This is a genomic window from Pseudomonas sp. GW822-FHT06D10 (genome assembly GCF_058799535.1).
Map to the genome: position 1 here is coordinate 137815 of NZ_JBXALN010000008.1, position 21517 is coordinate 159331.

The window sequence follows — 21517 nt, forward strand, 5'->3', positions numbered from 1 at the left end:
CGTTTACTCCTCTGCCCCGGCAGCTGAATGCGAACTCACGTCCATCCCTTCCGTTGCGGCCACTTCCTTTTCTTTCTTCTCGTGCTTGAGCGGCTTGCCCGGTTTCATGCCTTCATACTTGTCGATGACGGTCTGGAACAGGTTTGGCGCGTAGGCGGAGTAGAGCTCTACAGGATTGTTCTGGCTTGGCTTGGAAAGGGCTTCGTATTCAGCGGTGTCCAGCTGTTTAGGTGCCTTCTTGACTTCGTTTACCCAGGCGTCGAAATCTTCCTGACTGGTAGCGATCGCTTTGAACTTCATGCCGGTGAAACCCGCGCCGCTGTAGTTGGCGGAGATACCTTCAAGTTCGGTGTTCTGGTTGGCAATCAGGTGCAGCTTGGTGGTCATGCCCGCCATCGCGTAGATCTGGCCGCCCAGGCCCGGGATGAAGAACGAGTTCATCACGGTGTCGGAGGTCACGCGGAAGTTCACCGGGGTATGGGCCGGGAAAACGATCTTGTTGACGGTGGCGATCCCTTGGTCGGGATAGATGAACAGCCACTTCCAGTCCATGGCGACCACTTCGATGGTCACTGGCTTGACGTCGGAATCCAGCGGACGGTACGGGTCCAGGGCGTGGGTCGACTTGTAGGTGACATAACCCAGGGCAATGATGATGAGCACCGGAACCAGCCACACCGCGATCTCGATCTTGGTGGAGTGGGACCACTTCGGCGCGTAGGTCGCGTCCTTGTTGGAGGCGCGGTATTTCCAGGCGAAGGCGAAGGTCATGATGATGACCGGCACAACCACCAGCAGCATCAGGATGGTTGCCGTGATGATCAGGTTTCGTTCATCCAGACCGACCTGACCCTTGGGATCGAGCAAGGTCCACTTGCAGCCTCCCAGCATTAACATGCCGAGCAGCGGCAATAAGCCTAGTAATCTGGGGTACCTGTTTTTACTCATCTCACGACCTCTAAAGCAGCTTGCGCAATGCAGTTGGGTTTTGATCGCCAACACTTCACCCTGCCAAGGGTTGGCATTTTTCTTCAATTGAATAAGGGCCTGCCCGTTGCGTTAAGCGCTCAACGACACATCCCGGGCTAGCAGTGGTTCTTATTCGATCTCGTGGTCAAAGGCCTTGTTACAGACCAATTCCATTTGGTGCGGAAGTTTGGAAGGCGCCGACACCCGCAGTCGCATGGAGCGCTCTATCCGCCCCTCGACCGTCCTCGTGTGCTCAGGGTTGAGCAGCGTCGGAAATTCAGTGCGGGCGATTGTAGATATGTCGCGTTTTATAAACCATGTCTTATCCCGAAATAATTTTTATCCCATGGCGCAACAATCCCTCATGATTGTTGCGAAGGATCGCAATCATAGCGATTTTCATTTGCAACAAAAAGCCCCAAAAAGGACCTGAAACACCCCCCTTCCAGGACTCTCGATCCCCCCTGAGGGCCGCCTTCCATCAGGCTTCACCCCTTGTAAAACGGGCGCTGTGAAGATTTGTATCGATAGCAGGCTATGGTTCTCGGTCGACAGGCTCGCGTACACAAACTGACAGGCTCTCATTGAACCAGCGCGCCAGAATGCAGTCTGTTGCAGCGACTCGACCGCCCCTCTTCGACCGCGGCACTGTGACAACATGTCGCACTTTTGCCGCGCCTGCGCTTGCCGCAAATCACGGACTTTTCAGGTGCCGAATGAACGGCACAAAAAAGCCCCGGCCCCCCATCGGAGGGCCGGGGCTTTTACGAGTGAATCAGTAGGTTTTCTTGCGATTGCGCACCACACCCAGAGGCACCAGGATCACCGTCAGCACGAACGCCACCAGCGCCCACTGGGCCAGGGACAGACCGAGGATCGGCGGGTACGGCGTGGAGCAGAAACCGTCGACCTGAAAGCCCAGCGGGAAGATCTTGGCCAATGGCAGGCTGTCGACAATCGGCTGCAGTACATCGATGCCACAGCTCACCGAGGGGTAGAACTGGGTGTACACATGGTGCCCGGCCACGCCCGCGCCGGCGAGGGCGCAGATGACCACCAGGGTTTCCATGACCGTGACCCCACGTCGCGAACTCATCGCCGCGCCGATGAAGGCAAACAGTGCAATCAGCAGCAAGGCATAACGCTGCAGGATGCACAGCGGGCACGGCGCCTCGCCCAGCACCACCTGCATGTACAGGGCTCCGCCGATCAGTGCCAGGCAAATAATCCCCAGCAGCACCAGGAAACGCCGCTCGCGTCCCAAACCCAGTCTGTCGTCACTCATCCCTATTCCTTTTTCTGTTGTGTTCAGCCTGCCCCCGAGACCCGAGGCGGCAGACCGAGATTGTCTTCGATGAACCCGTCGATCGCGTGCAGGCCAATGCTCGCAGAGGCACACCCGGCTGCCGGGAAGTCTACACGTTGAACATGACCTTTGAATGCAGGGACGTACAGCGCCACTGCAACGCGGCTTCGGGCGCTTTGCCAGTTGCGGACAATAGCGACAAGCAGGTTAAGAGTGGATTAACCGCCATACCAAATACGCCGAGAATAAAGGCGGTTTCGGGAAAATCAGCGAATGCCGGAGTCACATGAAACGAAGGGGAGAGAGAAAAGGCCGGCGCCCGTGGGGAGCCGGCCGGGGTGGTTATTCCAGGGCCGCTGCCGGACCGAAGAACTCATAGCGGCTCTGCTGCTCGGGAATGCCCAGGGCCTGAAGGTGGCGCTTGACCGCGGCCATGAAACCCTTGGGCCCGAGGAAGTAGGCGTCCAGGTCGCGTTGCTCCGGCAGCCACTCGGCCAGTTGCTCGCGGGTCAGCATGCCCAGCTTGTCCGCCGCCGGGCTGACACCGTCATCCTCGGCGTAGCAATAGAAGCGCTTGAGCTGTGGATACCGCTGGGCCAGTTCATCGACCCAGTTGCGAAAGGCATGCACCTGGCCGTTGCGGGCGCAGTGGATGAAATGCACCGGACGCTCGGTGGCCAGCGCCGCCTCCAGCATCGGCAGGGTTGGAGTGATGCCCACCCCGCCGCTGATCAGCACCAGCGGTTTGTCGCTGGCCGCCAGGGTGAACTCCCCCGCAGGAGGGAACAGCATGACGCTGCTGCCCACCGGGCATTGGTCATGCAGGTAGTTGGAGGCCACGCCGCCGGTTTCGCGCTTGACGCTGATGCGGTACTGGCCCTGGTTGGAAAGTGCCGAGAGGGAGTAGTTACGACGGATTTCCTCGCCCCCTATAAAGAGCTGCAAACCGATGTACTGCCCCGGTTCAGCGGCGAGGATCGGCCCCTGGTCCAGCGGTTCGAAATAAAAGGAGGTGATTTCCGCGCTTTCTTCCACCTTCTGCACCAGCCGGAACTCACGGGCACCGCGCCAGCCGCCGGGGGCCTGGGCTTTCTCGTCGTAGATCGCCGCCTCGGCGCCGATCAGGATATCCGCCAGCTGGTTATAGGCGGCGGCCCAGGCATCGATCACTTCCTGGGTGGCGATCTCGCTGCCCAGCACTTCGGAAATGGCCCGCAGCAGGCAACCGCCAACGATGGGGTAATGTTCCGGAAGGATCTGCAAGGCGACGTGCTTGTTGATGATCTTGGCCACCAGGTCCCCCAACTGGTCCAGTTGGTCGATGTGCCGTGCATACATCAGAACACCATTGGCCAAGGCCCTGGGCTGATCGCCGCTGGCCTGATGCGCCTGGTTGAACAGTGGCCGCACTTGCGGGTACTCGGAGAGCATCATCCGGTAGAAGTGGGTAATCAGGGCTTCGCCGCCGCTTTCGAGCAGGGGCACAGTGGCTTTGATAATGGCACGATCTTGAACGCTTAGCATAAGGACAACTCCTGGACTTTATGACTGCTTGCAGGTTTCCTATGCCCAATCAGTTTTCGTGCCAGAAATAAATACGTTAAATATCAACAAGTTAAAATAAATATAGTCATAAAGACACTCTGTCTTTTATAGTCATTAAGACACCACGGAGTCATTATGACTGCAAAATCCCTGCTCACCGCCCTGCTTCCCCTGGTCACCGACCTGTCCCGCGAACTGCCCGAAGGCGAGCGCTATCGCCGCCTGCTGGAAGCTCTGCGCGCCCTGCTGCCCTGCGATGCCACTGCACTGCTGCGCCTGGATGGCGAGTGGCTGGTGCCCCTGGCGGTCAATGGCTTGAGCACCGACACCCTGGGCCGCCGTTTCAAGGTCAGCGAGCATCCGCGCTTCGCCGCCCTGCTCGGCAGCCCGGGCCCGACCCGCTTTGCCAGCGACAGCGACTTGCCCGACCCCTACGACGGCCTGGTGGAAGGGCTCGATGATCACCTGGAAGTGCATGACTGCATGGGCTGCCCGCTGTTCGTCGACGAGCGCCCCTGGGGCCTGCTGACCCTCGATGCCCTGGACCCGCAGCGCTTCGAACCCATCGAGCTGGATGCCCTGCAAGCCTTCGCCAGCCTCGCCGCCGCAACGGTCAGCGCCGCCCAGCGCATCGAACGCCTGGCCCAGCGCGCCGAAAACGAGCACCAGCGGGCCGAGGTCTATCGCCAGGCCAGTGGGCAGAACCGCGAGATGATCGGCCAGAGCAAGGCCCACAAACGCTTGCTGGAGGAAATCAAGCTGGTGGGCGGCAGCGACCTGACGGTGCTGATCACCGGAGAAACCGGCGTCGGCAAGGAACTGGTCGCCCAGGCTATCCACGCGGCTTCGCCCCGGGCCGAGCAGCCGATCATCAGCCTCAACTGCGCGGCCCTGCCCGACACCCTGGTGGAGAGCGAGCTGTTCGGCCACGTGCGCGGCGCCTTCACCGGGGCCACCCAGGATCGCCGGGGAAAATTCGAACTGGCCAATGGCGGCACGCTGTTTCTCGATGAAGTGGGCGAGTTGTCGCTGACAGTGCAGGCCAAACTGCTGCGGGTGCTGCAAAGCGGCCAACTGCAACGCCTGGGGTCGGACCAGGAGCATCGGGTCGACGTGCGCCTGATTGCCGCCACCAACCGCGATCTGGCGGAAGAAGTGCGCAACGGCCGCTATCGTGCCGACTTCTACCACCGTCTCAGCGTCTACCCCCTACGGGTGCCGGCACTGCGCGAGCGCGGCCGCGATGTGCTGCTGCTCAGTGGCTACTTCCTGGAACAGAACCGCTCGCGCATGGGCCTGGGCAGCCTGCGCCTGAGCGTTGAGGCGCAACAGGCGCTGCTGGCCTACCACTGGCCGGGCAACGTTCGCGAGCTGGAGCACTTGATCGGGCGCAGCGCTCTGAAAGCGCTGGGCAACCACCCCGAGCGACCGAAGATCCTCAGCCTGGATGCCGGCGATCTGGACCTGCCCCGGGCCAGCGAAAGAACCAGCGCCCCCGTCGAGCCTGCTGGTGCAACCCAGGCCATGCCTGCCGTAGCCGGCGACCTGCGCCAGGCCACCGACCACTACCAGCGCCAACTGATCAGCAGTTGCCTGGAGCGGCACCAGCACAACTGGGCCAGCGCCGCCCGTGAGCTAGGCTTGGACAGGGCCAACCTGAGCCGCCTGGCCAAGCGCCTGGGCCTGCGGTAAACGCCAGCGCCGACAAAGCGCCCCGCCCCTCTGCAGGAGCCGGCTTGCCGGCCAGGGTCGCGCCGCCGACGGAAAGCGGGAACACCGCTAAAGCCAGCCCTGAACACGTCGATAACCCGTTATCAATGGTTGTCCGTGGCCCGTGCCACGAGCCAATTTTCTCCAGAGAAGGTTTTTATGTCCTCCAACAAAGCCCGCGCAGATTCGCTATCGCTTCTGCTGTTTACCTTGCGCAGCGGCAAGCTGATGGCAATCAACCTGCTTAAAGTCAGTGAGATCATTCCCTGCCCGCCGCTGACCAAGCTGCCCGAATCCCACCCCCACGTGAAAGGCATCGCCACCCTGCGGGGCAACTCGCTGTCGGTGATCGACCTCAGCCGGGCCATCGGCGAGCGGCCCCTGGCCGACCCCGACAGCGGCTGCCTGATCGTCACTGACGTCAGCCGCTCCAAACAGGGCCTGCACGTGCAGGCCGTGAGCAAGATCGTGCATTGCCTGACCACCGATATCCGTCCACCACCCTTCGGTTCCGGCGGCCTCAAGTCCTACATCACCGGGGTGACCCAAGTGGACGGCACCCTGGTGCAGGTACTGGATATCGAGAAAGTGATCCATGGCATCGCCCCGGCCCAAATCGAGATGGCGCCCACCGAGCTGAGCATGGAAGACGCCGAAGCCCTGGGCAACGCGCGGATCCTGGTGGTGGACGACAGCCAGGTGGCACTGCAGCAATCGGTACACACCTTGCGCAACCTCGGCCTGCAATGCCACACCGCCCGCAGCGCCAAGGAAGCCATCGACTGCCTGCTGGAACTGCAAGGCACGGCCAACGAGATCAACCTGATTGTCTCGGACATCGAGATGTCGGAGATGGACGGCTACGCCCTGACCCGCACCCTGCGGGAAACCCCGGACTTCTCTCACCTCTACGTGCTGCTGCACACCTCCCTGGACAGCGCCATGAACAGCGAGAAAGCCCGTGTGGCCGGTGCCAACGCCGTGCTCACCAAGTTTTCCTCGCCAGAACTGACCCGCTGCCTGATCGACGCAGCCAAGACCATTGCCACCCAGGGCGCCTGAGGCATGAGCCAGATCCACTGTTTGTTGATGCGCCGCGATCTCACTGCCCCATTGGCAGCGCCGCAGTGGCCTGCCGGCATCACTGTGCACAACTACAGCCCCGAGCACGCGCAGGCTGTGCATCAGTTGATGCATCTGGGCTACCAGGACGGTGGCGGCGACGTCCCGGTGCTGGACAGCTGGCGCCAGGCCTTCGAGAGCGATGCCGAATACGACCCCGAACTGTGCCTGGTGGCCCGGGATGCCGAAGGCGTGATCGGCGTCGCCCAGTGCTGGACCAGCGCCTACATCAAGGACCTGGTGGTACACCCGCGCGCGCGCGGCCAGGGCCTGGGGCGCGCCTTGCTGCAACAAGCCTTCATCCTGTTCGCCGAACGCCGGGAAGGCTGCGCCGATCTGCGGGTACTGGAAGGCAACCTGGGGGCCCGGCGCCTCTACGAACGCGTCGGCATGTACATCGTGCGTCACGAAACCCTCGACTGATCCGCCGGTCACTATCCTGTAGCCGCCGCCGAAGGCTGCGAACGGCCGGATCAGCCCCGGCGATCCCAAAGCCCCTGCGCCCCAAGGAGCCGCCCCCATGAACGCCAAGACTCTGTGCCTGCTCTGCCTGGCCACCCTCACCGGCCAGGCCAGCGCCTCCAGCGACGATGCCTGGGCCGCCCTGGAGCAGGCCATCCGAATCAGCTGTACCCAGGCCAGCGGCCTGCAAAACCCCAAACCCGTGGGAACCATCGCGCAATTTCCCGACCAGGTCGGCGTCAGCGCCCTGTTGCTGCAAGGCCGCTACCCGCAGAAACACATGCGCGGCCAATCGGGCATCGAATTGTGCCTGTACAACAGGCAGACCGGCCAGGCTGCGGTCAGCGAGTGGGACTCGATCCGGCCGGCCCTCAAGGCCCGGTGAATGGCGCATAACTTGCTTCGGCATAGCCCCGGGTAGCGTCCATGACGGTTTTCCCACTTGACTCCTGCTGATCCACAAGGCGCTTCGTGCAATGAACACTCAGTTTTCCTGCGTCGGCTGCGGCAAATGCTGCAACGATCACCACGTGCCCCTGACCCTGCTGGAAGCCCGTGACTGGGCGGCCGACGGCGGCCAGGTGATCATTCTGGTGGAAGCCTTCCTCGGCAATGGCCTGGGGCTGCCGGTGCAGCAGCGCGAGCACGCCGAACGCCGTTCCTGCCGGGTCCGCAGTGGCGCCACCGAAGCCTATGTGGCGATCACCTTCGCCGCCTACAACGTCGGCCCCTGCCGGAATCTTGACGAAGACCAGCTGTGCCGCATCTACCAGCGCCGGCCACTGGTGTGCCGCATCTATCCCATGGAAATCAATCCGCACATTCCCCTCAACCCGCAGGCCAAGGAATGCCCGCCGGAATCCTGGGAACAGGGCCCGCAACTGATTCTGGGGAATGAACTGGTGGATCAGGAGCTGGCCGAGCTGATCCGCCGCTCGCGCCAGGCCGACCGTGACGACATCCACACCAAGGAAGCCATTTGCGCCTTGCTGGGCATTCGCACCACAGCGCTAAAGGGCGACGGTTTCACCGCTTACCTGCCGGACATGGGCGCCCTGGCTAACGCCATCGACCAGGTCCAGGCTGCACCACCCGGAGCACCGGGCCAGCCCTGGCGCTTTCACCTGTCCGGAGACGATATCGCCGGTCAGGTCCAGGCCGCCGGTGCCCAGGTGGTCAGTGAAACGCCTCTGGACTACGCCTTCATTTCCCTGCGCGCCGCCTGAGCCGCGGACAACGGCGGGTCGGCGAACAGCCCTAGCCGCGCTTGTGCCAGAACTCCAGGGCCAGTTGCCGCAAGTCCCCCGCCAGCCCGGCCACGTCGCCTGAGTTGACGTGGCTGAGCTGGCCGGCACTGACGGTCGCCTCACAGGCATTGCGAATGCCGATGATGTTGCGGTTGATGTCCTCGCTGACTGCGCTCTGCTCTTCCACCGCTGCGGCGATCTGCAAGCTCATCTCGGTAATCTGGTTGACCCGCTGGCTGATGCCGTCCAGGGCCACCGCCGCGCGCTTGGCCTGGTCGACACTGCTCTCCAGGTGCTGGCTGCTGTGCTGCATGGCCTCCACCGCATTGCGCGCGCCCATTTGCAGGGTGCTGATCATGCGCTGGATCTCGTTGGTGGAATCCTGGGTGCGCTGGGCCAGCCCGCGCACTTCATCGGCGACCACGGCAAAACCCCGGCCCTGCTCCCCGGCCCGCGCCGCCTCGATTGCCGCATTCAGGGCCAGCAGGTTGGTCTGCTCGGCGATGCTGCGGATCACCTCCAGCACCCCGGAAATGTCGGTGCTATGGCTTTCCAGTTGATGGATGACCTCGGTAGCCCGCTCCAGCTCGCTGGCCAGGCGCAGCACCGCACTGCGGCTTTCGCCCACCAGCAGGTGGCCCTCACGGGTTTCGCTTTCCGCCTGGTCTGCCGCCACCGAGGCCTGCTGGGCATGGGTGGCAACCTCGGCGACGCTGGCCGCCATCTGGTGAATGGCCGCCGCCACCTGATCGGTTTCCGCCTGCTGTTCCAGGGTGCTGTTGTGGCTGCTGTGCAGATGCTCCACCAGTTCCGCGGCATGCCCCTCCAGGCGCTGGGACGCATCGCCGATGCGCCCCACTACCGCGCCCACCTGGGCTTCGAGCATCTGCAGGGCGAACTCGATGCGCCCGAACTCGTCGGTACGGCCGGTATAGATGCCCTGGCTCAAGGGGTTGTCACCGATCTGCCGGGCGCGCTCGGCCAATCGATCCAGTGGCCGCGCTTGCACGCCGACCGCCGTCAGGCTCAGGCACCACCCCATGGCCATCACGGCCCCCTGGACCATCCAGGATTCGGGCAGCAGCCACACTGAAACGCCGTAGCTGCCGATGAAGCCGGCGCTGATGGAGGCCCAGAGACGCAACCGCAGGCTGATCACCGGCAACAGGCTCCACCACGAGGGGCCGGCACCGTTGAGCTGGGCATAGGCCCGCTCCGCCGCCTCGATCTGACGGACGCTGGGTTTGGTGCGCACCGACTGGTATTCCACCGCCTGGCCATCGCGGGTCACGGGCGTGACATAGGCACTGACCCAATAGTGATCGCCGTTCTTGCAACGGTTCTTGACCATGCCCATCCACGAACGGCCGCGCTTGAGGGTGCGCCACATGTGGGCGAAGGCCGCGGAGGGCATGTCCGGGTGGCGCAACAGGTTATGCGGCGAGCCCAGCAACTCCTCACGGCTGTAGCCACTGATCTTGATGAAATCAGGGTTGGCGTAGGTGATTGCGCTAGTCAGATCAGTGGTCGAAAGGATATTCGCATCAGGGGCAAAGTCCACGTTTCGCCCAGTAACCGGAAGGTTGATCTTCATGGATAGCGCGCTCGTATGTGTTGGGTGGAGTCGGCAGGGCTGCTGACTCTAAGCGCACTGATGCCACAAATACTGATCCAGCTCAGGTTTAAAGCAATTAGCCATCATTGCGATTAAAAAAGCGCAAATCGGGATTTTTTCTGCGAATGTCGGCGATATCAGCGTTTGCCCATGGAGCGACGAGTGCCGGGAGGCGCTGCGCCGGGGGTCTTGGTGTGTCCGTTGCTGGCACCATTTTTGTACCAGGGCTGCTGGGCATTCTTGGCAGGAGCAAACTCGGAAGGCTTGAAGGGAAACTTGAACGCCGGGATCGCCGCCGTGCTCGGGGTGTCGGTAGCGGTTGCGTCGGCGGCCGGGTCGACGTTCAGGGCGTCATCCGCAGCGGGTTGTGCAGGGGAAGTCATGGAAACTCCAGGAGAGAAAGGAAATCCGCGCCGGGGTGCAGGCCGCAGTGGGCGCCAGTATACCTGTGCGCCAACCATCTTTGATCGGGGCCCACCGGGAGTTTTCTGACAGCGCTGACAGCTGGCCGTCACGGTGCTGACCGGGTTGTCGGGCTATAACTGTGCCCAGATCATGGCCATCCTTCCGACATCATTGCCCGGCGCTCTCTCCCCATGCCCATTGCCAAGAAAACAGTCGTGACCGCAGCGGTACTCGTGGTGCTCATCGCCGGTGTCGCGTGGTTCCTGAACAAGCCCGCCACCGCCAGGCTGGCCGCGCCCACGGCAATTCCGGTACGGGTGGTCAGCGTGCACCAGCAGGATGTGCCGCGTTACGCCAGCGGCATCGGCACGGTACTGTCGCTGCACAGCGTGGTGATTCGCCCACAGGTGGATGGCATCCTGACCCGGCTGCTGGTCAAGGAGGGGCAACTGGTCAAGACCGGCGACCTGCTGGCGACCATCGATGATCGTTCGATACGCGCCAACCTCGATCAGGCCCGGGCCCAGCTGGCGCAGAACCAGGCCCAGTTGCAGGTGGCCCAGATCAACCTCAAGCGCTACAAGCTACTGTCGGTGGATGACGGCATCTCGAAGCAGACCTATGACCAGCAAGTGGCCCTGGTCAATCAGCTCAACGCCACGGCCCAGGGTAACCAGGCTGCCATTGATGCCGCTCAGGTACAGCTTTCCTACACTCAGATCCGCTCTCCCGTCAGCGGCCGGGTGGGGATTCGTACCGTTGATGAAGGCAACTTCCTGCGCATGAGCGATACCCAGGGCCTGTTCTCGGTGACCCAGATCGACCCGATTGCCGTGGAGTTTTCCCTGCCCCAGCAAATGCTGCCAACCCTGCAGCAACTGATCCGCGCCCAGGACCCGGCGGCGGTCAAGGCCTTCCTCGGCGCTGACAGCAACAGCGCCGGGGCCCTGCTGGGCAACGGGCACCTGACCCTGATCGACAACCAGATCAACGCCGGGACCGGCACCATCCGCGCCAAGGCGGAGTTCAGCAACGCCCAGCAGCAGCTGTGGCCCGGGCAACTGGTGACGGTGAAAATCCAGACCGCCCTGGACCAGAACGCCCTCACCGTACCGCCGACCGTGGTCCAGCGCGGCCTGGACCAGCACTTCGTGTACCGGGTCAAGGGCCAGCAGGTGGAAGTCGTGCCGGTGCAGGTGGTGTATCAGGACAGCGGGTTGAACATCATCTCCGGGGTTCAGGCTGGCGATGTGCTGGTCAGTGACGGCCAGTCGCGGCTCAAGCCCGGCTCCCAGGTCCAGGTATTGAGCGATCCACCTCAGGTGGTACAGGCGACGGAGCCCCAGCCATGAAGGGCCATGGCTCGGTGTCCGCCTGGTGCGTCGACCATCCGGTCGCCACCGTCCTGCTGACCTTCGCCCTGGTACTGTTGGGCGCCATTGCCTTCCCGCGCCTGCCGGTGGCTCCGCTGCCAGAGGCCGAGTTCCCGACCATCCAGGTGTCCGCCGCCCTGCCCGGTGCCAGCCCGGACACCATGGCCTCTTCCGTGGCCACGCCCCTGGAGGTGCAATTCAGCGCCATTCCCGGCATGACCCAGATGACCTCCAGCAGCGCCCTGGGCTCGTCCTTGCTGACCCTGCAGTTCACCTTGAACAAGAGCATCGACACCGCCGCCCAGGAAGTGCAGGCGGCGATCAACACCGCCGCTGGCAAGTTGCCCAAGGACATGCCCACCCTGCCCACCTGGAAGAAGGTCAACCCGGCGGACAGCCCGGTGCTGATCCTCAGCATCAGTTCGACGCAGATGCCCGGCACCGAGCTCAGTGACTACGCGGAAACCCTGCTGGCCCGACAGATCAGCCAGATCGACGGGGTCGGCCAGATCAACATCACCGGCCAGCAGCGCCCGGCGATCCGGGTCCAGGCTTCGGCGGACAAACTGGCGGCCATTGGCCTGACCCTGGCCGACATCCGCCTGGCGATCCAGCAGACCAGCCTCAACCTGGCCAAGGGTGCACTGTACGGCGAGTCGAGCATCTCCACCCTGTCCACCAACGACCAGTTGTTCCATCCCGAGGAATACGGCCAGTTGATCGTTTCCTACAAGGACGGTGCCCCCGTGCACCTGCAGGATGTGGCGCGGGTAGTCAACGGTTCGGAAGATGCCTACGTCCAGGCCTGGTCCGGCGACCAACCGGGGGTCAACCTGGTGATCTCGCGCCAGCCCGGGGCCAATATCGTCGAGACCGTGGACCGCATCCAGGCTGCCCTGCCAGGCCTGGAGGCCATGCTCCCGGCCTCGGTGCAGGTCAAGGTGCTGGTGGACCGGACCCAGACCATCCGCGCCTCATTGCACGAAGTGGAGATCACCCTGCTGATCGCCGTGCTGCTGGTGGTGGCGGTGATGGCGCTGTTCCTGCGCCAGTGGTCGGCGACCCTGATCGTCTCCGCGGTGCTGGGCGTGTCCCTGACCGCCAGTTTCGCCTTGATGTACGTGCTGGGCTTCAGCCTGAACAACCTGACCCTGGTGGCCATTGTCGTGGCCGTGGGCTTTGTGGTGGATGACGCCATCGTCGTGGTGGAGAACATCCACCGCCACCTGGAAGCCGGCGACGGCATGCGCGAGGCGGCAATCAAGGGCGCCGGCGAGATCGGCTTCACCGTGGTCTCCATCAGCTTCTCCCTGGTGGCGGCGTTCATTCCCCTGCTGTTCATGGGCGGCGTGGTGGGCCGGCTGTTCAAGGAGTTCGCCCTGACCGCCACTTCCACCATCATGATTTCGGTGGTGGTCTCGCTGACCCTGGCCCCCACCCTGGCGGCCCTGTTCATGCGCGCGCCGGTGCACCCGGCCCATGCCAAGCCGGGCTTCGGCGAGCGCCTGCTGGCGGTCTACGAGCGCGGCCTGCGCAAGGCCCTGGCCCATCAGAAACTGATGCTGGGAATCTTCGGCCTGACCCTGAGCATGGCCATTGCCGGTTATATCCTGATCCCCAAGGGCTTCTTCCCCGTGCAGGACACCGGCTTCGTGCTCGGTACTACCGAGGCTGCGGCGGACATTTCCTACCCGGACATGGTGAAAAAGCACCAGGCGCTGGCCGAGATCGTCGCCGCCGACCCGGCAGTGCAGGCCTTCTCCCACTCGGTGGGGGTCTCGGGCAGCAACCAGACCATCGCCAACGGCCGTTTCTGGATTTCCCTCAAGAACCGTGGCGACCGGGACGTGTCTGCCAGTGCCTTCATCGACCGCATCCGCCCGCAACTGATGAAGGTGCCCGGCATTGTCCTGTACCTGCGGGCCGGCCAGGACATCAACCTCAGCTCTGGTCCCAGCCGCGCCCAGTACCAGTACGTACTGAAAAGCAACGACGGCCCGACCCTGAGCACCTGGACCCAGCGCCTGACGGAAAAGCTGCGCAGCAACCCGGCCTTCCGTGACATCTCCAACGACCTGCAACTGGGCGGCAGCATCACCCACATCCATATCGATCGCACGGCTGCCGCGCGTTTCGGCCTTACCGCCAGCGATGTCGACGAGGCACTGTACGACGCCTTCGGCCAGCGCCAGATCAACGAGTTCCAGACCGAGATCAACCAGTACAACGTGATCCTTGAACTCGACACCCAGCAACGGGGCAAGGCCGAGAGCCTCAACTACTTCTACCTGCGCTCGCCGCTGACCGGAGAAATGGTCCCGCTCTCTGCCCTGGCGCGCTTCGATGCGCCCACCATCGGCCCGCTGTCGATTGCCCACGACGGCATGTTCCCGGCGGCCAACCTGTCCTTCAACCTGGCCCCCGGCGTGGCCCTGGGCGATGCGGTCATCCTGCTCAACCAGGCCAAGAGCGAGATCGGCATGCCAACGGCCATCAGCGGCAATTTCCAGGGCGCGGCCCAGGCCTTCCAGAGCTCGCTGGCCAGCCAGCCGTACCTGATCCTGGCGGCGCTGGTGGCGGTGTACATCATTCTCGGGGTGCTGTACGAAAGCTTCGTGCATCCCTTGACCATCATTTCCACCCTGCCCTCGGCCGGGCTGGGCGCCTTGCTGATGCTCTGGCTGTGCGGCCAGGACTTTTCCATCATGGCGCTGATCGGCCTGGTGCTGCTGATCGGCATCGTCAAGAAGAACGGCATCCTGATGATCGACTTTGCCCTGGAAGCCCAGCGCCACGGCGGCCTGCCTCCCGAGGAGGCGATCTACCAAGCCTGCATCACCCGCTTCCGGCCGATCATCATGACCACCCTGGCCGCCCTGCTCGGTGCCCTGCCGCTGATGCTCGGCTACGGCGCCGGCGCCGAACTGCGCCAGCCCCTAGGGATTGCCGTGGTGGGCGGCCTGCTGGTCAGCCAGGCCCTGACGCTGTTCACCACGCCGGTCATATACTTGTGGCTTGAGCGGCTGTTCCACCGGCCCCAGCCGGCCCTGTTGCCGGCCACCACTACCTGAGGCGGGTCATGCGCGTTCTGATTATCGAAGACGAAGAAAAAACGGCCGATTACCTGCACCGCGGGTTGACCGAGCAAGGCTACACCGTCGACCTGGCCCGGGAGGGCGTCGAAGGCCTGCACATGGCTCTGGAGGGCGACTATGCCGTGATAGTGCTGGATGTGATGCTGCCCGGCCTGGATGGCTTTGGCGTATTGCGAGCACTGCGTGCGCGCAAGCAGACCCCAGTGATCATGCTCACCGCCCGCGAACGCGTGGAGGACCGCATCAAGGGCCTGCGCGATGGCGCCGACGACTACCTGGGCAAGCCCTTCTCCTTCCTTGAGCTGGTGGCGCGCCTGCAAGCCCTGACCCGTCGCAGCGGTGGGCATGAGCCGGTGCAGATCAGCATCGCCGACCTGTGGATCGACCTGATCAGCCGCAAGGCCAGCCGTGCCGGCAGCCGCCTGGACCTGACCGCCAAGGAGTTTTCCCTGCTCAGCGTGCTGGCCCGGCGCCAGGGCGAGATCCTGTCCAAGACCGCCATCGCGGAAATGGTCTGGGACATCAATTTCGACAGCGACGCGAATGTCGTCGAAGTGGCGATCAAGCGCCTGCGGGCCAAGCTCGACGGCCCCTTCGAACAGAAACTGCTGCACACCATCCGTGGCATGGGCTATGTGCTGGAGAGCCGCGGTGCCGAGTAACTCCATCGCCCTGCGCCTGAGCGGGCTGTTCACTCTGGTGGCGCTGCTGATCTTCCTGCTGATTGGCGGGGCCCTCTACCAGCAGGTGGACAAGGGCCTGGGGCTGCTCCCGGAAGCCGAACTGGATGCGCGCTACAGCGTGCTGGAGTCGGCCCTGACCCGCTACGGCAACCCCGAGCACTGGGCCAAGATCAACGCCAAGCTCAAGCTGCTGAGCGAGGAAGACAAGCGCATCCGCTTCTGGGCCATCAGCGGCGACCCCGGCTATGAATACGGCAACCCCGACGCGCAGATCCGCGAATTCGCCCAAGGCCCCCTGGGCATGCGTGACCTGAACCTGAGCGATCACCCCTATCCGCTGAAAGTCCTGGTCAGCCAGTTGCCGGCCAAGGAACAGCGCCCGGCCCTGCGCTTTCTGATCGCCATCGACACCGACACCTTCCACCAGACCCAGCATCAGTTGCTGATGGCCCTGATCGGCCTGGCCATTGTCGGCGTGCTGCTGGCCTCGGCCCTGGGCTACTGGGTGGCGCGGATCGGCCTCAAGCCGCTGATCAAGCTCTCCCAGGAAGCCCAGCGCCTGGCACCGCCACGGCTGTCCGGGCGCCTGCAATTGTCGCCACTGCCGCCGGAGCTGAAGCAGTTCGTCAACTCCTTCAACTCCACGTTGGAACGGGTCGAACACGCCTACTCGCGCCTGGAGTCGTTCAACGCCGATGTGGCCCACGAACTGCGCTCGCCCCTGACCAACCTGATCGGCCAGACCCAGGTCGCCCTGACCCGGGGGCGCTCGGCGGAGCATTACTTCGAGGTACTGCAATCGAACCTCGAAGAGCTGGAGCGGCTGCGTTCGATCATCAACGACATGCTGTTCCTGGCCAGTGCCGACCAGGGCAGCAAGGCCACCAAGCTCACCACCAGTTCCCTGGCGGCGGAAGTGGCAACGACCCTGGACTACCTGGACTTCATCCTCGAAGACGCCCAGGTCAGGGTCGAGGTCCAGGGCGATGCCCAGGTGCGGATCGAGGTTGCCCACCTGCGCCGGGCCCTGATCAACCTGCTGAGCAACGCGGTGCAGCACACCGCAGCCGGGGAAGTGATCCAGGTGCGGATCGAGGTCCAGGAACACCAGGTGGCGATCGCCGTCAGCAACCCGGGGCAGGACATTGCCAGTGAACACCTGCCACGGCTGTTCGAGCGTTTCTACCGGGTGGATGCCTCGCGCAGCAACAGCGGTGCCAATCACGGCCTGGGGCTGGCCATCGTCAAGGCCATCGCCCTGATGCATGGCGGCGATGTGTTCGTGCGCAGTGACCGGGGCATCAATACTTTCGGCCTGTACCTGCCTCTCTGACTCGGGATTCTCGGATTCTCGGATTCTGTAGGAGCCGGCTTGCCGGCGAAGGCGTCAACACATCCGGCGCAAGGCGATAGGGCGCGTTCGCTGGCAAGCCAGCTCCTACTATTGTTTTTTTTGTAACAGTCCTTATCCTGTTCGGCTCTTTTTCCAGCAGCCACGTGGTTATATTTTTGTCGCACCGAATTGAACTTGCTCTGCAAGAAGGTCTTCAGAAATGTCCAACAGTATGGGTATCGCCAGCGCGTTCGTTTTGTCTTCCCTGTTCGTGGCACCAATGGCCATGGCCGAAGAATCCCAGGGATTCGTGGCAAGAAATGCCGCACGCGCCGCCGCTTTCGAACAAGCCCAGATCGCCCAGGCAGCCCAGCAGCAAAACACTCAGAAAGCCCAGAAGATCACTGCCGAGCAAAGCAAGAGCGACACTCAGAAAGACAGTTGATCCACGCTTCCGACTTGTTTCCCTCGACAACTTCTCTGCTTTCAACCCGGGAGTAAGTTGTCTTAAAGCCGCTGAGTTCAGCGGCTTTTTTTTGCCGTATGGAAACCCTCGGCACACTCGTCATACCCAGAACAAGAAACACCCGAATTCACAATAAGAAGCCATTGTCGTTCACCAAAGGAGCTAAACGTTGTTCAAGACCTCACTGAAGATCAGCCCCCTGTTCATTGCAATCGCCGCAACGATCCCGACACTCGGGCAAGCGGCCGAAGAAACCAAGGCCGAGGGTTTTGTCGAGGGTTCGAGCCTCAAGCTCAACGCCCGCAACTACTACATGAACCGCAACCGCCTGCAGCAGAGCAAGGACAACATCGAATGGGGCCAGGGTTTTCTCGGCGTCTTCGAGTCGGGCTACACCCAGGGCACCGTGGGTTTCGGCCTTGATGCCAACGCCATGCTCGGCCTCAAGCTGGACGGTGGCGGCGGCACCACCAAGTCGAGCATCCTGCCTATCAGCGACGATGGCCGGCACAAGGCACCCGGCTCGTTTTCCACCGCCGGCGCCACCTTGAAAATGCGGGCCTTCGATACCGAGCTCAAGGCTGGCGACCTGTTCCTCAACAACCCGGTGATCGCCGGCGGCATGAGCCGCATGCTGCCCCAGACCTTCCGCGGCGTGAGCCTGACCAACCACAGCTTCGACGGCTGGTTGATCGAGGGCGGCCAGGCCAGCTTCACCAAGCCGTACAACCAGAGCGGACACAAGCGCATCGGTACTTCCTACGGCAGCCTGCGCGAGGGCGACGAGAGCCTGCACCTGAACTGGGCCGGCGTGGCCTGGAGCGGCGTGCCAGGGCTGACCAGCAGCCTCTACGCGTCCGAACTCAAGGACATCTGGAACCAGTACTACTACGACCTGGACTACACCTACGCGGTCAACGAACTGGTCAGCCTCAACCCGGGCCTGCACTTCTATCACACCCAGGACACCGGCCAGGCGCTGCTGGGCAACATCGACAACAACACCTACAGCCTGCACTTCACCGTCGGCGTGGGTAACCACAGCGTCACCGCGGCCTATCAGCGGGTCAACGGCAACACACCGTTCGACTACATCGCCCAGGGCGACAGCATCTACCTGGACAACTCCCAGCAGTATTCGGACTTCAACGGCCCCAACGAGCGTTCGTGGAAGCTCAAGTACGCCTATGACTTTGCCGGTCTCGGCCTGCCGGGCCTGACTTCGGCGCTGTCCTACTCGCGCGGCGAGCTGGACCTGACCAAGGTCGATCCGGCCAGCCGCGGCTATGCCAGTTGGTACAGCGCCGACGGCAAGAACGCCAAGCACTGGGAGCGCGACCTGGACCTCAAGTACGTGGTGCAGGGCGGCAGCGCCAAGGACCTCGCCGTACGCCTGCAGTGGGCCACCAACCGTGGCGGCAACGGCTACGGCGCGCTGGACAACGACACCGACGAATACCGGGTGATCGTCGACTACCCGATCAACGTCTTCTAAGCTACTCAAACAAAAAGACCAGCATGTTTTGCTGGTCTTTTTTTTATCGGAGATTTATACAAGCGCGCAGGCGTGACCGATTTCTGTAGCCCACGTCCACACTAGACTCAAAACTGTCGACGCAGCAGAAATCAAAATCATGAACGTGAGTAGTGCGACACCCCGCACAGGGAAGATCGCGTCAAATACCGAGCGCCTGCTGATCCTCTCCAGCTCGCTGATCGTTGTAGCCATTCTCGGCATCGTCACCTACCTGTTGATCCGCGAACACGCCGCTGCCGAACAGGCTGCCACACGTGCCGCCAACAACATCGTGCAACTGATCGACGCCGATGTATTGCGCAACGTCGAGCTCTACGACCTGTCTCTCAAGGGACTGATCAGTGCCGCGCAACGCGACGATCTGAAGGATGTTTCGGCGGCCATACGTCACCTGGCGCTGTTCGACCGGGCCACCGCAGCGCCCTACAAGGGCGACATCCTGCTGCTGGACAGGCACGGCGACGTGCTGGCCGACTCGGCCTCGGTCGTGCCGCGCACGGGCAACTACGCCGATCGCGAGTACTTTCGATCGCACATCGACAATCCGGACCCGAGGATGATGATCAGCCCGCCGTTCCGCGCGCGCACCGCCGATCACGACTGGCGGATCAGCTTCAGCCGCCGGCTCAGCGACGAGCATGGCCAGTTCATCGGGGTGGCCGAAGCGGCCATGCGCCTGAGCTACTTCAACGAGCTGTTCAGAAATCTGGATATCGGTCGCAACGGTACGATCAACCTGGTGAGCCGCGACGGCGTTCTGCTGGCCCAGCAACCGCCGCTGGCAGACGACCTGATAGGCAAGAACTTCAGCAGCCGCCCCAACTTCGTCCGCATTCTGCGCGAAGGCAACGGCAGCTTCAGCAGCGTCTCCAGCGTTGATCAGAAGCAGCGGCTGTACACCTTTTCCCAGGTCGGCGATCTGCCGCTGATCGTGATTGTCGCGCTGTCCATCGACGAGGTCTTCGGAGCCTGGCAACGCACCGCGGTGCTGATCAGCGGCGCCACTGGCGCCCTTTGCATCGCCCTGTTCTGGCTGACCTGGCAGTTGTGCCGCGAACTGCGGCGCCGGCAGAGCGCCGAGCAGGAACTGGCGCGCCTGGCAGCCGTCGATGCCCTCACCGGCCTGGCCAATCGCCGTACCCTGGACCAGGTGCTGGGCAACGAATGGTCGCGGGCCCGGCGCGCCAACCTGCCGTTGTCGCTATTGATGGTCGATGTCGATCACTTCAAATCCTTCAACGACCGCTTCGGCCATCCGCTGGGGGACCAGGCCTTGCGTGCGGTGGCACAGAGCATTGGCGCCTGCGTCGGGCGCCCATCGGACCTGGCGGCGCGCTATGGCGGCGAGGAGTTTGCGGTCATCCTGCCAGGTACCGACAGTGCCGGCGCCGCCGTACTCGCCGAGAAGATCCGCACCAGCATCGCCGCCTTGCCGGCCATCAGCGAACACGCCGCGCCGCTGACCGTGAGCATTGGCATCAACACCTGGTCGGGTAACCCCGATATCGGTCTTGAACAATGGGTGAGCGACGCCGACAAGGCGCTGTATCAGGCCAAGTACAGCGGGCGCAACCGGGTTGTTTCCAACATGTCCCAGGGCGGCTCCAAGCGCGGCGCTTGAAACCGCAGGCATAAAAAAAGGCCATCCGGGGGGATGGCCTTCAAAAACAAAAGGAAAGAGAGAGTGACTTACACGGCCGCAACCGGACGCATGTAAGAGATCGGTGCAGTGCTGGCATCTTCGAAGGTCACGACTTCCCAGGCATCTTTCTGCTCAATCAACTTGCGCAGTAGCTGGTTGTTCAGTGCATGGCCCGACTTGAAGCCTTTGAACTCACCTATCAGGCTGTTGCCCAGCAGGTAGAGGTCGCCAATTGCATCCAGGATCTTGTGCTTGACGAATTCGTCTTCGTAGCGAAGACCGTCTTCATTCAGTACGCCATCCGAATCGACCACAATTGCGTTTTCCACGCTGCCGCCGAGTGCGAGGTTGTGCTTGCGCAGGTACTCGATATCACTCATGAAACCAAAGGTACGGGCGCGGCTGACTTCTTTTACAAACGAAGTACTGGAGAAGTCCACGCTTGCACTCTGGGTGCGGTCACGGAAAACCGGGTGATCGAAATCGATCTCGAAGCTCACTTTAAAACCATCGAAAGGCACGAAAGTGGCGCGCTTGTCGCCGTCTTCCACGGTCACTTCACGAAGGATGCGGATGAACTTTTTAGCTGCGTCCTGTTCTTCGAGGCCAGCAGATTGAATCAGGAATACGAAGGGTCCGGCACTGCCATCCATGATCGGGACTTCAGACGCGGAGAGCTCGACGTAGGCGTTATCGATGCCCAGGCCAGCCATGGCCGAGAGCAAGTGCTCCACCGTGTCCACTTTGACGTCACCGTTGACCAGAGTGGTCGACATCGTGGTTTCGCCAACATTTTCCGCGCGAGCAGGAATCTGCACCACAGGGTCCAGGTCGGCACGACAAAACACAATGCCGGTGTCGACAGGCGCAGGCTTGAGGGTCAGGTATACCTTCTCCCCGGAATGCAGGCCTACACCTGTGGCACGGATAATATTCTTCAGGGTGCGTTGTTTAATCATGGCTTGGGCCGCTTCAGCGCAAATTGCGAACTGGTATCAACAAAGGCT

The 21517-nt window shown here is 62.6% G+C and carries 17 protein-coding genes and 2 pseudogenes; 12 read left to right on the forward strand and 7 right to left on the reverse strand.

From position 1 onward, the window contains the following. Positions 1-3 precede the first annotated feature (3 nt). The 3 genes from cyoA to hmpA form a co-directional block, all read right to left on the reverse strand. On the reverse strand, positions 4-948 hold the full coding sequence (gene cyoA / locus AC1RL5_RS25045; protein WP_011063287.1) for a ubiquinol oxidase subunit II: 945 nt from the start codon (positions 946-948) through the stop codon (positions 4-6). 796 nt (positions 949-1744) lie between these two features. After that, positions 1745-2254: a disulfide bond formation protein B gene (locus tag AC1RL5_RS25050; RefSeq protein WP_011063288.1), complete on the reverse strand. Its 510-nt coding sequence runs from the start codon at positions 2252-2254 to the stop codon at positions 1745-1747. Positions 2255-2617: 363 nt separating this feature from the next. Then, complete coding sequence (gene hmpA / locus AC1RL5_RS25055; RefSeq protein ID WP_072450915.1) at positions 2618-3799, reverse strand: NO-inducible flavohemoprotein; 1182 nt, start codon at positions 3797-3799, stop codon at positions 2618-2620. Between the two features lie 156 nt (positions 3800-3955). Here hmpA and norR point away from each other — a divergent pair, with 156 nt between their 5' ends. From norR to AC1RL5_RS25080, 5 genes are all read left to right on the forward strand, one after another. Continuing rightward, complete coding sequence (norR, locus tag AC1RL5_RS25060) at positions 3956-5512, forward strand: nitric oxide reductase transcription regulator (RefSeq protein ID WP_492589872.1); 1557 nt, start codon at positions 3956-3958, stop codon at positions 5510-5512. Between the two features lie 177 nt (positions 5513-5689). Beyond that, on the forward strand, positions 5690-6592 hold the full coding sequence (locus tag AC1RL5_RS25065; protein ID WP_093408242.1) for a chemotaxis protein CheV: 903 nt from the start codon (positions 5690-5692) through the stop codon (positions 6590-6592). Positions 6593-6595: 3 nt separating this feature from the next. After that, positions 6596-7075 (forward strand): GNAT family N-acetyltransferase, encoded by a 480-nt coding sequence (locus AC1RL5_RS25070; protein WP_492589874.1) that lies wholly within the window; start codon positions 6596-6598, stop codon positions 7073-7075. Positions 7076-7172: 97 nt separating this feature from the next. After that, positions 7173-7499 (forward strand): hypothetical protein, encoded by a 327-nt coding sequence (locus AC1RL5_RS25075; RefSeq protein WP_015636919.1) that lies wholly within the window; start codon positions 7173-7175, stop codon positions 7497-7499. A gap of 91 nt (positions 7500-7590) precedes the next feature. Next, positions 7591-8340: a YkgJ family cysteine cluster protein gene (locus tag AC1RL5_RS25080; RefSeq protein ID WP_041119781.1), complete on the forward strand. Its 750-nt coding sequence runs from the start codon at positions 7591-7593 to the stop codon at positions 8338-8340. Positions 8341-8371: 31 nt separating this feature from the next. Here AC1RL5_RS25080 and AC1RL5_RS25085 read toward each other — a convergent pair. From AC1RL5_RS25085 to AC1RL5_RS25095, 3 genes and pseudogenes are all read right to left on the reverse strand, one after another. Next, positions 8372-9361: pseudogene (locus AC1RL5_RS25085) on the reverse strand (methyl-accepting chemotaxis protein); the annotation flags it as partial. 312 nt (positions 9362-9673) lie between these two features. Next, positions 9674-9955: pseudogene (locus AC1RL5_RS25090) on the reverse strand (PAS domain-containing protein); the annotation flags it as partial. A 158-nt stretch (positions 9956-10113) separates the two neighbouring features. Next, complete coding sequence (locus AC1RL5_RS25095) at positions 10114-10359, reverse strand: hypothetical protein (RefSeq protein WP_011063296.1); 246 nt, start codon at positions 10357-10359, stop codon at positions 10114-10116. Positions 10360-10572: 213 nt separating this feature from the next. On the opposite strand from AC1RL5_RS25095, the gene AC1RL5_RS25100 reads away from it, so the two are divergent. The 7 genes from AC1RL5_RS25100 (at position 10573) to AC1RL5_RS25130 (ending at position 20489) form a co-directional block, all read left to right on the forward strand. Beyond that, on the forward strand, positions 10573-11733 hold the full coding sequence (locus AC1RL5_RS25100; RefSeq protein ID WP_011063297.1) for an efflux RND transporter periplasmic adaptor subunit: 1161 nt from the start codon (positions 10573-10575) through the stop codon (positions 11731-11733). Next, positions 11730-14825, forward strand: a complete 3096-nt coding sequence (locus tag AC1RL5_RS25105) for a multidrug efflux RND transporter permease subunit (protein ID WP_072450917.1) — start codon at positions 11730-11732, stop codon at positions 14823-14825. The genes AC1RL5_RS25100 and AC1RL5_RS25105 overlap by 4 nt, the downstream gene beginning before the upstream one ends. 8 nt (positions 14826-14833) lie before the next feature. After that, entirely contained in the window at positions 14834-15511 is a 678-nt protein-coding gene (locus tag AC1RL5_RS25110; protein ID WP_145712284.1) for a heavy metal response regulator transcription factor, read from the forward strand. Further along, entirely contained in the window at positions 15501-16865 is a 1365-nt protein-coding gene (locus AC1RL5_RS25115; RefSeq protein WP_072450918.1) for a heavy metal sensor histidine kinase, read from the forward strand. Before AC1RL5_RS25110 ends, AC1RL5_RS25115 begins: the two co-directional genes overlap by 11 nt. Before the next feature lie 220 nt (positions 16866-17085). Next, complete coding sequence (locus tag AC1RL5_RS25120) at positions 17086-17310, forward strand: hypothetical protein (RefSeq protein WP_072450919.1); 225 nt, start codon at positions 17086-17088, stop codon at positions 17308-17310. A gap of 190 nt (positions 17311-17500) precedes the next feature. After that, positions 17501-18826 (forward strand): OprD family porin, encoded by a 1326-nt coding sequence (locus AC1RL5_RS25125; protein ID WP_072450920.1) that lies wholly within the window; start codon positions 17501-17503, stop codon positions 18824-18826. 139 nt (positions 18827-18965) lie between these two features. After that, positions 18966-20489: a sensor domain-containing diguanylate cyclase gene (locus AC1RL5_RS25130; protein ID WP_072450921.1), complete on the forward strand. Its 1524-nt coding sequence runs from the start codon at positions 18966-18968 to the stop codon at positions 20487-20489. A gap of 68 nt (positions 20490-20557) precedes the next feature. On the opposite strand, the gene lpxC is transcribed toward AC1RL5_RS25130, so the two are convergent. Further along, complete coding sequence (gene lpxC / locus AC1RL5_RS25135) at positions 20558-21469, reverse strand: UDP-3-O-acyl-N-acetylglucosamine deacetylase (RefSeq protein WP_011063304.1); 912 nt, start codon at positions 21467-21469, stop codon at positions 20558-20560. Between the last annotated feature and the right edge of the window lie 48 nt (positions 21470-21517).

Bases quoted from the DNA above. Each gene is read 5' to 3' on its own strand.
- cyoA (WP_011063287.1), bottom strand. From the start codon at position 948: ATGAGTAAAAACAGGTACCCCAGATTACTAGGCTTATTGCCGCTGCTC.
- AC1RL5_RS25050 (WP_011063288.1), bottom strand. From the start codon at position 2,254: ATGAGTGACGACAGACTGGGTTTGGGACGCGAGCGGCGTTTCCTGGTG.
- hmpA (WP_072450915.1), bottom strand. From the start codon at position 3,799: ATGCTAAGCGTTCAAGATCGTGCCATTATCAAAGCCACTGTGCCCCTG.
- norR (WP_492589872.1), top strand. From the start codon at position 3,956: ATGACTGCAAAATCCCTGCTCACCGCCCTGCTTCCCCTGGTCACCGAC.
- AC1RL5_RS25065 (WP_093408242.1), top strand. From the start codon at position 5,690: ATGTCCTCCAACAAAGCCCGCGCAGATTCGCTATCGCTTCTGCTGTTT.
- AC1RL5_RS25070 (WP_492589874.1), top strand. From the start codon at position 6,596: ATGAGCCAGATCCACTGTTTGTTGATGCGCCGCGATCTCACTGCCCCA.
- AC1RL5_RS25075 (WP_015636919.1), top strand. From the start codon at position 7,173: ATGAACGCCAAGACTCTGTGCCTGCTCTGCCTGGCCACCCTCACCGGC.
- AC1RL5_RS25080 (WP_041119781.1), top strand. From the start codon at position 7,591: ATGAACACTCAGTTTTCCTGCGTCGGCTGCGGCAAATGCTGCAACGAT.
- AC1RL5_RS25095 (WP_011063296.1), bottom strand. From the start codon at position 10,359: ATGACTTCCCCTGCACAACCCGCTGCGGATGACGCCCTGAACGTCGAC.
- AC1RL5_RS25100 (WP_011063297.1), top strand. From the start codon at position 10,573: ATGCCCATTGCCAAGAAAACAGTCGTGACCGCAGCGGTACTCGTGGTG.
- AC1RL5_RS25105 (WP_072450917.1), top strand. From the start codon at position 11,730: ATGAAGGGCCATGGCTCGGTGTCCGCCTGGTGCGTCGACCATCCGGTC.
- AC1RL5_RS25110 (WP_145712284.1), top strand. From the start codon at position 14,834: ATGCGCGTTCTGATTATCGAAGACGAAGAAAAAACGGCCGATTACCTG.
- AC1RL5_RS25120 (WP_072450919.1), top strand. From the start codon at position 17,086: ATGTCCAACAGTATGGGTATCGCCAGCGCGTTCGTTTTGTCTTCCCTG.
- AC1RL5_RS25130 (WP_072450921.1), top strand. From the start codon at position 18,966: ATGAACGTGAGTAGTGCGACACCCCGCACAGGGAAGATCGCGTCAAAT.
- lpxC (WP_011063304.1), bottom strand. From the start codon at position 21,469: ATGATTAAACAACGCACCCTGAAGAATATTATCCGTGCCACAGGTGTA.